The organism is Sphingobium bisphenolivorans (assembly GCF_000412635.1).
GTDB lineage: Bacteria > Pseudomonadota > Alphaproteobacteria > Sphingomonadales > Sphingomonadaceae > Sphingobium > Sphingobium bisphenolivorans.
On the sequence record NZ_ASTG01000017.1, the window covers coordinates 48,387 to 61,848 of the forward strand.

Consider the following 13,462-nt stretch of genomic DNA (forward strand, 5'->3'; position numbering starts at 1 on the left):
CAGCATTACACCTTCGGGATAATTGACATCCCACCTTTGACGGTTCGTCCGGTCCCCTTCACCGACTGAACGAAGATACGCCTGAATCGACGAGCCGTTGTGGCAATAAAAGGAGAGGCTGCGATGCAATCTCCTGAACGCATGCCGGGCTATGTACCGAATTTACTTCAAGAAATTTTTCGAAGATCAGCATACAAGCGTGTTTTGATGCTCTTCATTTCGTTTTCAGCACAAACATAGGTCAAGTTTTTTCAACATGTTGAGGTCTTGTCCTAGCGCCGATCTGTGATACTCCTGACGTCCATAAGAAAAGGGTTGCCTCGATCCAGATTCGTTACGTTTGAACCCATTAGGGTTCGCGATGCTGAACGGAGTAGCGGGGTATGTTAATCGATTCCGAAGTCGCGATCATCGGACGCGACTCCATCATCAGGGAGAGCTTGAAACGGCTTCTCCTGGAAGAAGGTCATCGAATTTTCAACATCGGCTCGAGCCTGGCCGATCTCTACAAAGACAGTGCCCCGGACGAACGGCCGCTTCTGCTCATCTTGCTCGAAGACAAGAAGTGCCGGTGGGAAGGCATCGAGCTTGCCGGCATCGACGATCATTATCCCGCTTCCAGCGTCGTCATCCTCGCCGAGGATTTCAACTATGACGCGATGCTGGAGGCTTTCCGAGCGGGCGTCGATGGCTATCTGACCAACGATATTTCCTGGGATCGCCTGTCCGGCTATCTTCACCTCATCTCGCTGGGTGAGAAGATCTTCCCGTCGAAACTGGCGGACAAGCTGATCGATCAGGCGGCCGACGGCCCGACGCTGAAGACCAAGGCGACGATCGACTCAGTCAATCTATCGGCGCGCGAACGGGAAATCCTGCAGCGGCTGATCGCCGGATCGCCCAACAAGATCATCTCGCGCGAACTCGCCATCAGCGAGGCGACGGTCAAGGTGCACGTGAAGGCGGTGCTGCGCAAATTGGGCGTGGTCAATCGCACCCAAGCCGCCATCTGGGCAGCGTCGCAAGGGCTGCAAGGGTCGGGATCGGGGCTCCAGGCGGCGGCGCGGCAGGAATTGAAACCCCGGGCTTATCCGGCGGCGATCGACAGCGCCACTTTCCAGCCGCATGCGAAGGTGGCGATGAGCGGGAGCTTCAAAAATGGACATGCCGGTCGCGCCTGATACCGCGCGTAAAGCGGCTTCCGTCTCTCCCTTTCCTCTGCCTGCGTGCCGCGACGAGAGCGCCGTCGAGCCGATCAAGCTGATCTACATTTGCGGCTATGGTCGGAGCGGTTCGACCCTGCTGGATATTCTGCTGGGGCAGCAGCGCTCCATGTTCGGCGCCGGCGAGATCACGGCGCTGAGCGAACATGTCTACGCCAATGACGAATATTGTGCCTGCGGGCGGCGGGTGAGAAGCTGCGCCCTCTGGCAGGAAGTGATGGATCGATGGGTCGCCGGGCAGGAGCCGGGCTTTGTCGAACGCTATTTCACGCTTCAGTCGAAGATAGCCCGGCTGTTTGGCGTCCGCCGCTGGCTGGGCGGGCGCAAGGGGAGCGAATTCGCTTCCCATACGCGCCGGCTGATGCAGGCGATCAGGGATAGCAGCGGCAAGGCGGTGATCGTCGATTCCTCGAAACTGCCCGGGCGCGGCATCGCGCTGGCGGGGATCAAGGGGATCGACCTGCACATCATCCACCTCGTGCGCGATGTGCGTGGCGTCGCCTGGTCGCTCTCCAAATCCTACACGTCCGATGCGGCGCAGGGACTCCAGCGCGCGATCGTTTCCAAGCCCCTCCTCTACAGCGCGGCGCGCTGGGCCTATGTCAATCTCGCCTCGGAATGGCTGGGCCGCAGAGTCGGCGCCTCCCGGTATCTCCGCATCCGCTATGAGGATGTGATCGATGACCCGGTCGGCAGCCTGAAGCGCATCGCCGCATTGGCCGGCGTGGAACTGGACGCCCAGGACTTCGCGGCGGGGGCCTTCAGCCCGGCGCATCAGGTCGCCGGCAACCGGTTGCGGATGCAAAAGGCGATTCGGATTGCCAAGGACGAGGGCTGGCAAAGGGAAATGCCCAAGGGAAAGCGGCGCATCGTCAGCTGGGCGTGCCGACCCTTATTAGCCCGCTACGGCTATCCAATCGATGCACCCGGCCCTGCCCCTTTTGAATAGCCGACGGCCAATATGTGCAATGGACTAAGCCCGGCCCGCTTAGCATCCTTGTCGTTGCAAAGAGGCAATTTTCCGCCGGAGCAGCGCCTGTGCAGTCAGACTATTACCAGGCAAGCCAACGTCCCTCCCCGGCGCTTCGCCCCCCCGGCGACCTGACGGGCTTCGGGCAGGACTGGTCGAACGAACTGCACCGGTGGGAGTTCATCCTGTTGCAGGGCGCGGTCTTCTTCGCGCCCTATATCGCCTTTCATCACCCGGCGGTCTATTTCACCCTCGGCGACGCGCTGTTCGCCGGAGCCTTCCTGCTGCGTCTGTGCACCGGCCGCATGGCCCCCCTGTTCGCCGACCTGACCTGGCTCTGGCTGCTGGCCCTGCTGATGCTGACAGGCGGGCTGTTCATCGGGAGCGTCGTCAATGGAGACATGGTGCGGTGCGTCACGCTCGTCTCGCAATATTGCTTCGCCTATCTGATCGTCCCGATGGTGCTTTTGCGCCGGTCGGAGGCGGAGGTCATCCGCCTCATCAAGTGCGGCATCTGGGGCATGACCGCCATGTGCGGGATTGGAGCCCTCATCTACATGTCGGGCTATACCAGCCTTTCCAACGACCAGATGACTCTGGTGACGGGCGGCAGGCGGCTGGCGGGATTCGTGGATAATCCCAATGCGATGGCGGTGCTCACCGTCATGACGCTGCCGCTGGTCTGGTTCCTGTTGCTGTCGCGGCAGATGAAGCCGGTGACCGGGCTGCTCTGCACCGGAATGCTGGTCACCGGGATCATTCTCACCAGTTCCAACACGGGCATCTATACCCTGGCCGCCGCGACCCTGATCTTTCTAGGGGGGCGGCAGCATTTTAAGACGTTGATCCTTGTGGCCTGCCTGGCCGGCGCGGTCATGGTCTTCGGTCAGGACTATCTGCCGCAGACCTTTCAGCATCGTGTCCTCTCCGCCATGAACTCCGGCGATCTGGCCGGCGCAGGCACGTTCGAATATCGGCAGCAGCTGAACATAGAGGCGCTGAACTTCGCCGACGATCATCTGATCATCGGCATGGGCGCCGATCAATATCGCTTCAACAGCCAATATGGCCTGCCGGTTCACAACACCTATCTGCTGATGCTGAACGAGGGCGGCGCACTCTCCCTGCTGGGCTATCTTCTGGTCCTGAGCGTGCCGGTCATCGCGGGCGCGGTGGCGCGGCAGCTGCCGCACGGGCGGCTGGTGCTGCTGACGACGGTGACCATCGTGCTGGTCTTCGCCAACGCGACGCTGGGCGTACCGCATGTCTATGGGCGCGCCTGGTTCCTCTCCATCTTCCTGGCGGTCAGTCCTGCGTTGATCTGGTATGGTCCGACACGGCGGGTCCCGGCTTCCACTCCCATGACCCGGCGACCCGTTCGCGGCGCGGCGCCACCCTCCAGAGCTTGAGGAATCGCAAAGGATGCGGACGATTGCTTCCGTGCTGAACGGGCCCATGGGGCGCCGGCTGATCAATATCGGGCATATGCTGACCGGCAATTTCCTGAACGCAGCCGTCATGCTGGTCAGCGTCGCCTGCGCCGCACGCGCGCTGGGGCCGGAACAGTGGGGCGCCATGGTGCTGGTGATCGCGCTTGCCAACACGATCGAGCGACTGATCCGCTTCGAATCCTGGCAGCCGCTCATCAAGTTCGCCGCCGATGAGGAAGGCTCAGGCGATCCTGTCCGCATGGCGCGCCTTTATGGATATGGGCTGCTGCTGGACATCTGCACGGCGGCGGCGTCCGCCCTGGTGCTGATCGTGATCGCGGCGTTCATCGCTCCGGCGCTGGGCATGAAGGGGCTGCCGCTCAGCGTGGCGGCGATCTACTCCATCGCCATGCTGTGCAGGATCGTCGGCGCACCGAGCGCCGCCTTGCGGCTGGACGGCAAGTTCAAGGCGGTGGCCTATTCGCAGATCCTGTCGAACATTCTGCGCGGCATCCTGGCGGCGATCTGCCTGTGGGCAGGATCGGGCATCATCGGCTTTACCATCGCCTGGACGGTCGCGGAGGTAGCGAACAGTCTGCTGTTCCTGTGGCTCGGCCATCTGTCCCTCAAGGGGCAGGGCGTGCCCTTCCCCTTCAGCGTCTCGCTCAAGGGCTTGCGGCAGGATTTCCCCGACTTCCTGTCCTTCGCCTGGACTACCAACCTGTCGACCACCTTGCGGACGCTGACCCATCAGGCGGACGAACTGCTGGTTGGCGCCCTGGCGGGCCAGGGTGCGGCCGGCATGTATAATCTCGCCAAACGCGTCGGCAAGTTCGGGCAGCAGATCGGCGTGCAGGTCCAGACGGTGCTCTATCCCGAACTGGCCCGCATGTGGGGAGGCACGAAGCGGAACGCCTTCCGCACGACCATCTTCAGCACGCAGTTGCTGCTGAGCGGAACCGGCATCTGTATCGTCATCCTCACATGGTTCCTGGGCGAATGGGCGCTGCGCATCGGTCCCGGCGCACAATATGTGCCCGCATTCCCCCTTCTCATGACGCAGGTCATCGCCGTCCTGTTCATCATGCACTCGATCCCGGCGAAGAGCGCCCTGCTTTCGATGGGAGAGCCAAGACGCGTGCTGCACATTTTTGCGCTCAGCACCCTGCTCTTCTATCTGGTGGCAGTGCCGGGCCTCCTCTATTTCGGTCCGATCGGCGCCAGCGTGGCGCATATCGTGCTCGCCGTAGTGACGGCGGTCCTGCTGGACCTGGCGTGGATCCATCAGAGCAGGGCTTCCGGATCAGCGTCCTTGAGCGGCTCCGAGCAGGTCGCGGCGGAGTAATAGCCGACGCGGCGGACGGTACTCCGCAAGCTACATCCGCCCGCAACAACTCCCTCCCATGCTTCATACGGAACGGAACATGCATCCTATGCACCGACGTCTGTGCCGCCGAGGGCAGTTCTATAGACCCGCCGCTTGGATTGGACTCTCCCGACGCCGCTCGCAGGAGCACGGCCTGTTCGGGCGGGTCCTCAATTGGTCTGGGCAAACGGAAACCGGGTCCCTGCTGCAGCGGGAACCCGGTCGTCAGTTGGGCGGCGCTATCGGCCGATCAGGCGTAATGCGATTTCTTACGCCAGGGGAATTCCACGCCGCGTCCGTACCAGCGCCGGGGCCGCGCTGTGTCGCCCTCGAAATATTCGGCGGAGTCCATGTAGAATTGTACCGGATCGCCATAACCGCGGCGTGCATGTTCCGCATAGTCGACCCGATTGATGACCACGCCATCGACCGGCTTCTGCAGTACCTGCATGGAAGCGCGGACTTGCTCGATGGTCGTGCGGCCCCAGCGGATGACCATCAGCGTATGATCGGCGGCGTCCATCAGCATGCGCGAATCCCGCGTGGCAAGCGTCGGCGGCGCATTGATGATCACCAGGTCATAACGGGGGCGCAACTGCTCCAGAAGATGATTGACCCGCCCGATGCGCATCAGCGCCACCGGATTGCTCGCAGGCGCGCGCGCGCTCAGCACCACAGGCTCGAAGGTGACCGCATCACGCGGCGCGCCGGTGGGATTTGCGGGCTCCGGCGCGGGCAGCACATGCTGTACATCCACCGTGCCGGACAGATAATCGATGAGGTCGGGCCTGCTGTCGCGCTCGTCGGTGGACCGCAGATGCGCGTCGCTGGGCCGGCGCAGGTCAAGATCGATGACGATGGCGCGGCGTCCCATGGCCACCGCCGCCGCCAGAAGCGACAGGGTCACCGTGGACTTGCCGTCGCCGCTGATCGGCGATGTTATCAGCACCGTCTGCGCCTTGTCCGGCAAGGCGAGATCCGCCACCTCGCTGCCAAGGCCGCGCGCCACTTCGGCGAACAGCGACTGGGGGTCCTGAAGCACCGGGTTCGCCTTGGCCGAGGTAAGCGCATCGCCAGTCAGTTCGGGCAGCATCGCGAAGGTACGCAGACCGAAATATTGGTAGATCTGTTCAGCGCTCCACAGCCGGTTGTCCGTCAGTTCGATGCCGAAGATGATCACCAGCCCCAGGATCAGCGAGCCGATGAAGGCAGCGAAGGTCGCCGTCTTGGGGCGGGGCGAAACCGCCATTTCCGGCACCGCCGCCGGCGAGACGAGGCGGGAGTGGATGCCCGACTCGGCGAGGCTGGCCTTTACCTCCTGAACGCGCGTGCTCATGGCGGTAAAGGCCGACCGCGCCGCCTCCGCATTGCGTTCAAGGCCATTGAGTTCGACGGTCGCGGCAGTGTTGGCGAACGCCTTGCCGGTGATCGCGCGCAACGTGCCTTCCAACTGACCGGCACGGGAACCCGCCGCGGCCGCCTCACTGCGCGCAAGGCCGGTGTCGCGGGCCGCGCTGGCCTGCGCCTGCTGCACCGCGGCAGAGATCACGCGGGCCTGTTCCTGCTGCATATTGGCGGAGGTTTCCGCGATCTGGGCATCTATCCCCTTCATGCGCGGATGTTCAGCACCCAGCATCTGCGACATTTCGCTGCGCGTGCGCATGAGGTCGTCCAGCTGCCGCTTCTGCTGGTCGAGCAGGGGAGAGGTGGCGCCGGCCGTGCTGATGTTGCCGACCGCCTGCGCGACTCCTGCCGCGCGCGCACTCTGCGCCGCCCGCATGGCGGCTGCAGACGCCGCCTCTACGGCGATCCGGTTGATCTGCTGATAATCCTCCGGCCCGCCTGCGCCCTGGAGCATCAGATGCTGACGCCGGAAGTTCGACACCGCCTGCTCGGCCCGCCGCGCTTCGGCGGCCAGCCGCTCGCGCTCGCTATCGAGCTGGCGCACGATCATGGATTGCCGGCCATCGCGCATCTCCATCCGGAATGCGGCCAGGCTGACCGGATATTGATTGGCGATCTCCGCCGACAGTTCGGGCGATACCGAGCGTACCGTGATGTCGATGAAATCAGAGTCCTTCAGGTTCGAAACGGACGTCATCGACATGAGCTGTCCGGCAAGGCGGGTGAGCCGGGCACTGTCTAGAACCGCCTTGGGCGGCAAGGGATAGGCCGTGAAGCGCGGGTCCTGGGCGAGCTTCAGGTCCTGAACGACGCGTTCGGCCAGCGAAGGCGCGCGATAGAGATTCGCCTCGTTCGACACACGCTGCTGATTGCGAACGGCAAGGTCAGGAGAACCGCTGTCGTCATTCAATTCGACCTGCACCGTCGCCACCGCTTCATAAACCGGGCTGGTCGTGAGCTGGATCGCCAGCACCGCCGCCACGATGACGAAGATGATAGCGCCCAGCAGCAGTTCATGCCTGCGAATGATCTTGATGACCTGCCGGGCGGTCAGGCTTGACGGCGTGCCCCCGGTCCCCTGCCGATCAACCCCGGTCTCAAGAAGTGGGGGATTGATCGTTCCCGATTGCGACAACATGAGCATGTCTCCAAGACGACGTAGTCACGCCAGAGCATGCTGAACCTGTTCGTTTTAGCGGGATCGATCAAACGGTCTTCTGTCACTTGGCCGCAGGCATAATGATTAACCCCTTCGAGAGTCCGCTTGGCCTCCCCGCCGCTCAGATAAACTGCGTGAATTCGCCGTAGCCCCCCTGGAAGAAAAGCAACGGCTTGCCCGGCTTTTCGACCTCCAGCGCCGTCACTCGGCCAAGGACGATATAGTGGTCGCCCGCCCCATGCACTGCGTCCAATTGACAGTCGATCCACGCGACCACCCCATCAAGGATCGGCGAGCCGCCCTCCGACAAACGATGCGTGACGCCCGCAAACTTGTCGAGTTGCTTGCCCGCAAGCTGCCGGCACAAGGGTTGCTGGTCGCTGGCGAGAATATTGACGCAGAACTTGCCGGCCCGTTCGATCCGCGGCCAGCTCTCGGAGCTTTTCGCCGGGAAAAAGGCCACCAGCGGCGGGTCGAGCGACACGGAGGTGAAGGACCCGACCACCATTCCTGCCGCCGCGCCGTCAGCTTCCAGCGCGGTCACGACGCAAACCCCCGTGGGGTAATGACCCAGAACGTGCCGGAATGTCGCGCTGTCGAAGCTCACCGCTCCCGTCACATCCAGAACCCCGTAAGGAGTGAGAGCTTCGCAATCGCCGATTTCTGACCAGCGTTGTTCATCTTGATCCTTTCCACACAGACCCTGCCACAGCAGACGTGCCTTGATGCCGGGTGAGATGCAGCACAAATCCGGGACGCCATGCAATGGCTTCGTGCAGCCCCCCGGTGACGGATCGAATGATGACCTGTCAGGCCCGAGCCTTGCAGGGCAGCGTCCCCTTTCAGACGGCGACGCCGGCCGATGCGAGTACTGCCAAGGTGAGCAGTTCCGACGCGTTGGACGACATCGTCGCGATCTGAACCGATTTTTCCACGCCTACCAGCATCGGGCCGATCGCCGTCACCCCGCCCAACTCGCGCAGCAGCTTGGCCGAGATATTGGCTGACTGGAGACCGGGCATGACCAGGATGTTCGCGGGTCCCGACAGGCGGCTGAACGGATAATTCTTCGCCACTGCGGGATTGAGCGCCGCATCCGCGGTCATCTCGCCCTCATATTCGAAATCGACATTCCGCTCGTCCAGCACCCGCAGCGCGCCACGGATGCTCTCCAGATGGTCGCCCGGCGGATTGCCAAAGTTGGAATAAGAAAGGAACGCCACGCGCGGATCATGCCCCATCCGCCGGGCGACGGCGACCGTGCCCTCGGCAATGTCGGCCAGTTCGCTTGAGGAGGGACGTTCATTGACCACGGTGTCGGCCAGGAACACGGTCTTGTCCTTCGAAACCATGACATGGATGCCAAAGGGCGTGCGGCCCGCCGCCGGGTCCATCACCCGTCTTACTTCGCGAAGCGTTTGCGCGAAGGGACGCGTCATGCCCGTGATCATCGCATCGGCATGGCCCATCTTGACCATGAGCGCGCCAAAAATGTTGCGGTCGCGGTTAACCATTCGCTCGCAATCGCGGCGCAGATGGCCGCGGCGCTGCAACCGGCTGTAGAGCAGGTCTACCATGTCAGGCACCAGCGGCGAATTGACGCTGTTGTGCAGTTCGAAGCTCTCCGGGTCCTGAACGCCCAGTTCCTTGAGCTTGTCATAGACATGGTCGCGGCCGACCAGAACCGGGATGCCGTAGCCAAGGTTGCGGAACTGGATCGCTGCGCGGAGCACCACTTCCTCTTCCGCCTCCGCGAAGACGACGCGCCTGGGATTGGCCTTGGCAACCTCATAGGCGGTGGTGAGAACCGAGGTGGTCGGATTGAGCCTGGCCTTCAGCGACTGGCGATAGGCCGCCATATCCTCGATCGGCTTCTGCGCGACGCCGGTTTCCATCGCCGCCTGCGCGACTGCGGAGGGCACCACTTCCATGAGGCGCGGGTCGAACGGCGCGGGAATGATATAGTCCGGGCCGAAGCTGTGCGAACGGCCGTAGGCCTTCGCCACTTCCTCGGGCACCTGTTCCCGCGCTAGATCGGCGATCGCCGTGGCGGCGGCGAGCTTCATCGCCTCGTTGATGCCCGTCGCCCGCACGTCGAGCGCGCCGCGGAAGATGAAGGGGAAGCCAAGAACATTATTGACCTGGTTGGGATAGTCCGAGCGACCGGTGGCGACGATGGCGTCGGGACGGACCGCGAGCACGTCGGGCGGCGCGATTTCCGGATCGGGATTTGCCATGGCGAAGATGATCGGCTTGTCCGCCATCGACTTCACCATGTCCTGCGTCACCGCGCCCGCGACCGACAGGCCGAGGAACACGTCCGCACCCCTGATCGCCTCGGCGAGCGTGCGGCAGTCGGTCTTCACTGCGTGAGCCGACTTCCACTGGTTCATGCCTTCGGTACGGCCCTGATAGATCACGCCCTTGCTGTCGCACATGATGACGTTTTCATTCGGCACGCCTAGCGCCTTGATCAGCTCGGTGCAGGATATGGACGCAGCGCCCGCTCCGTTCACCACCACCCTCATATTCTTCATGTCGCGGCCGGTCAGCATCGCCGCGTTGATGACCCCGGCCGCCGCGATGATCGCGGTGCCGTGCTGGTCGTCGTGAAAGACCGGGATATTCATCCGTTCCTTCAGCGTCTGTTCGATGATGAAGCATTCCGGCGCCTTGATGTCCTCAAGGTTGATGCCGCCGAAGCTCGGCTCCATCAGTTCGACCGCGTCGATGAACTTGTCGACATCCTCGGTCTTGAGTTCGATGTCGATACTGTCGACGTCGGCGAAGCGCTTGAAGAGGACCGCCTTGCCCTCCATCACCGGCTTGGACGCCAGCGCGCCAAGGTTGCCGAGGCCCAGGATGGCCGTGCCGTTGGAGATGACGGCCACCAGATTGCCCTTGGCGGTATAATCATAGGCGGTAGCCGGGTCTTCGGCGATGGCTCGCACCGGCACCGCGACGCCCGGCGAATAGGCAAGGCTAAGGTCCCGTTGCGTCGCCATCGGCTTGGATGCGATGATCTCTATCTTGCCGGGCCTTCCTGTCGAATGGAAGAACAGCGCCTCACGCTCAAGAAACTCCACATTCGACTTGTCGGTCATGGCCGCACCCACCCCTTATCTGATCACTATGGTTGCCCTAGCGGGAAGGATCAGGTGGGGGCAAGTGCGAGAAGCGCAATTTTCCTGCCGCTGACGGCAGGGGGAGCCGAACCGCTGGCCTATGGGGTTCGATGCGGCTATCCGCTGTGCCATGGCGAAATCCATCGACATTTCGGCGCAAAAAGCCACGCCCATGATGGCGCAATATCTCTCCTTGAAGGCGGAGGCGCAGGATTGTCTGCTCTTCTACCGCATGGGTGACTTTTTCGAGCTGTTCTTCGAAGATGCCAAGGCGGCGGCGGCAACACTCGATATCGCGCTCACCAGCCGGGGCGAGCATGGCGGCGCGCCGATCCCGATGTGCGGCGTGCCGGTTCACAGCGCTGAATCCTACCTGGCGCGGCTGATCAAGGCAGGGCACCGCGTCGCCATCGCCGAACAGACCGAAACCCCCGCGCAGGCGAAGGCGCGCGGCTCCAAGTCCCTCGTGGGACGAGCCATCGTCCGTTATGTGACGGCTGGCACCCTGACGGAGGAAACGCTGCTCGACAGCCGGCGCGACAATATGCTGTTGGCGCTGGCGCAGACCGGGGGTGAGAATGCGAGCGAATATGGGCTGGCGGCGGCGGATATCTCCACCGGCCGGTTCGAGACGCTGACCCTGAATGCCGCCGATCTGGCCGCCGAGCTCGCCCGCTTGCGGCCGAGCGAGATCGTGCTGCCCGACGGGCTGGCCCTTGAACTGCCCGATGCGCACCCGTTCGACCGTGCAGCCTTTTCCAGCAGCCGCGCCGAAGCGGCGCTGAAGCGTCTGTTCGGGGTCGCGACGCTGGACGGTTTCGGCCAGTTCAGCCGCTCCGAACTGGCGGCGATGGGCGGCCTGCTCTCCTATCTCGACCATGCCGGCAAGGGCACCCTGCCCTTCCTCGCGCCGCCGATGCGCAAGACGAGCGGCGCGCATGTCGCGATCGACGCCGCAACGCGCGAAAGCCTGGAGATTACCGCGACGATGAGCGGGGCGCGAGCGGGGAGCCTGCTCGGTGCTGTCGACCGGACGGTGACCGGGGCGGGCGCGCGCCTGCTGGCGCAGGATTTGTCCGCGCCGCTCATGGATCAGGCGATGATCGAGGCGCGGCTTGGCCTGGTCCAGCTGTTCCATGACGATCCCATGCTGCGCGACCAGCTGAGAGCCGCTCTGCGGGCGCTGCCCGATATCGGCCGCGCGCTCGGCCGCGTCGCGATGGGGCGGGGCAGCCCTCGCGACCTTGGGCAGTTGCGCGACGGGCTTGGCGAAGCCCGCTTGCTGCGCGAACGGCTGGGGCGGCTTCCCGACCAGCCGCCGCTGCTTGCGGCGCTCCTTCCTGCGCTGGACGGTCATGGCGCGCTGGTCGACAGCCTCGCCCGCGCGCTCGTGCCCCTTCCCCCCACCGAGACGGCCAATGGCGGTTATATCGCGGACGGCTACGACCCGGCGCTCGACGATCTGCGCAGGCTTGCGGGCGATGGGCGGCGGGCGATCGCCGCGCTGGAGGCCAAATATCGCGAGCAGACCGGCATCGGCGCGCTCAAGATCCGGCATAATGGCGTGCTCGGCTATCATGTCGAGGTGCCCGCCCGCGCCGCCGACCAGCTGATGCAGCCCGACAGCGGTTTCACGCACCGGCAGACGCTGGCAGGGGTCGTGCGCTTCAATTCGATCGACCTGCACGAACAGGCGAGCCGGGTGACACAGGCCGGCGCGCATGCGCTGGTGGCGGAAAGCGCGCATCTGGAGGAGCTGATCGAATCCACGCTGGGGCGCAAGGCGGAGATTGCGCGCGCCGCCGATGCGCTCGCGCGGCTTGACGTCGCCGCCGCCCTTGCCGAGCGCGCGGCGGAAGGCGGCTGGCAGCGCCCGCATTTCGTCGCTGACGACGGCGAAGGCCCCTGCCTGGATATCAGCGGCGGACGCCATCCGGTGGTCGAGGACGCGCTGCGCCGCGATGGCCAGCCCTTCGTCGCGAACGACTGCCGCCTGATGGCAAGCGACAGGCTGTGGCTGGTCACAGGCCCGAATATGGGCGGCAAGTCGACCTTCCTGCGGCAGAATGCCATCATCGTCATTCTCGCGCAGGCCGGCGGCTATGTCCCTGCGCAGTCCGCAACGCTGACGCTGGTCGATCGCCTGTTCAGCCGTGTCGGCGCATCGGACAATCTGGCGAAGGGGCGCTCGACCTTCATGGTTGAAATGGTCGAAACCGCCTCCATCCTCGCGCAGGCGACGGAACGCAGTTTCGTCATCCTTGACGAGGTGGGGCGCGGTACCTCCACCTATGACGGCCTGGCGCTCGCCTGGGCGGTGGTTGAGGCGGTGCATGAGGTGAACCGCTGCCGCTGCCTCTTTGCCACCCATTATCATGAACTGACGCGTCTTGCCGAAACCCTGCCTTCGCTGTCGCTGCACCATGTCCGCGCCCGCGAATGGAAAGGCGATCTGGTCCTGCTGCATGAAGTCAGCGAAGGCCCGGCCGACCGCAGCTACGGCCTGGCGGTCGCGCGGCTCGCGGGCTTGCCGCCCGCTGTCCTCAAGCGCGCTAAGGATGTGCTCTCCCGGCTGGAGGCAGGCAAGGCGAAGACCGGGGGCATCGCCGCCGGGCTTGACGACCTGCCCCTGTTTGCTGCCGCCGCCGCCGCTCAGGAGGAGGAAGAGAGCGATCCCCTGCGCGCCGCGATCGAGGCGATCGATGCCGACGCGCTCTCCCCCCGCGAGGCGCTCGAACATATATATCGGCTCAAGCAACTGGCCGCAGCCCATCAGGAAGACTAG

Annotated in this window: 8 protein-coding genes; 5 read left to right on the top strand and 3 right to left on the bottom strand. The window is 63.9% G+C overall.

The features are described 5' to 3' along the window. Positions 1-383 precede the first annotated feature (383 nt). The 4 genes from L858_RS20130 to L858_RS20140 all read left to right on the top strand — a co-directional run bounded on the left by L858_RS20130 (position 384) and on the right by L858_RS20140 (position 4,968). A complete protein-coding gene (locus tag L858_RS20130) occupies positions 384-1,181 on the top strand; it encodes a LuxR C-terminal-related transcriptional regulator (protein WP_022683592.1) in 798 nt (265 codons plus the stop codon). Beyond that, positions 1,159-2,172 (top strand): sulfotransferase family protein, encoded by a 1,014-nt coding sequence (locus L858_RS20135; protein ID WP_152639825.1) that lies wholly within the window; start codon positions 1,159-1,161, stop codon positions 2,170-2,172. Before L858_RS20130 ends, L858_RS20135 begins: the two co-directional genes overlap by 23 nt. 89 nt (positions 2,173-2,261) lie before the next feature. Continuing rightward, entirely contained in the window at positions 2,262-3,602 is a 1,341-nt protein-coding gene (locus tag L858_RS0113045) for an O-antigen ligase family protein (RefSeq protein WP_022683594.1), read from the top strand. Positions 3,603-3,615: 13 nt separating this feature from the next. Continuing rightward, positions 3,616-4,968: a lipopolysaccharide biosynthesis protein gene (locus L858_RS20140; protein WP_022683595.1), complete on the top strand. Its 1,353-nt coding sequence runs from the start codon at positions 3,616-3,618 to the stop codon at positions 4,966-4,968. Between the two features lie 271 nt (positions 4,969-5,239). Here the strand turns inward: L858_RS20140 and L858_RS20145 are convergent, their stop codons facing one another. From L858_RS20145 to L858_RS0113065, 3 genes are all read right to left on the bottom strand, one after another. Further along, on the bottom strand, positions 5,240-7,531 hold the full coding sequence (locus L858_RS20145) for a GumC family protein (RefSeq protein ID WP_193742871.1): 2,292 nt from the start codon (positions 7,529-7,531) through the stop codon (positions 5,240-5,242). Between the two features lie 142 nt (positions 7,532-7,673). Further along, a complete protein-coding gene (locus L858_RS0113060; RefSeq protein WP_028056100.1) occupies positions 7,674-8,171 on the bottom strand; it encodes a flavin reductase family protein in 498 nt (165 codons plus the stop codon). 223 nt (positions 8,172-8,394) lie between these two features. Continuing rightward, entirely contained in the window at positions 8,395-10,656 is a 2,262-nt protein-coding gene (locus tag L858_RS0113065; RefSeq protein ID WP_022683598.1) for an NADP-dependent malic enzyme, read from the bottom strand. 151 nt (positions 10,657-10,807) lie between these two features. On the opposite strand from L858_RS0113065, the gene mutS reads away from it, so the two are divergent. Continuing rightward, entirely contained in the window at positions 10,808-13,462 is a 2,655-nt protein-coding gene (gene mutS, locus L858_RS0113070; protein WP_028056101.1) for a DNA mismatch repair protein MutS, read from the top strand.

Coding starts and splice junctions, on each gene's coding strand:
- L858_RS20140 (WP_022683595.1), top strand. CDS start 3,616: ATGCGGACGATTGCTTCCGTGCTGAACGGGCCCATGGGGCGCCGGCTG.
- mutS (WP_028056101.1), top strand. CDS start 10,808: ATGGCGAAATCCATCGACATTTCGGCGCAAAAAGCCACGCCCATGATG.
- L858_RS20145 (WP_193742871.1), bottom strand. CDS start 7,531: ATGTTGTCGCAATCGGGAACGATCAATCCCCCACTTCTTGAGACCGGG.
- L858_RS20130 (WP_022683592.1), top strand. CDS start 384: ATGTTAATCGATTCCGAAGTCGCGATCATCGGACGCGACTCCATCATC.
- L858_RS0113065 (WP_022683598.1), bottom strand. CDS start 10,656: ATGACCGACAAGTCGAATGTGGAGTTTCTTGAGCGTGAGGCGCTGTTC.
- L858_RS20135 (WP_152639825.1), top strand. CDS start 1,159: ATGGACATGCCGGTCGCGCCTGATACCGCGCGTAAAGCGGCTTCCGTC.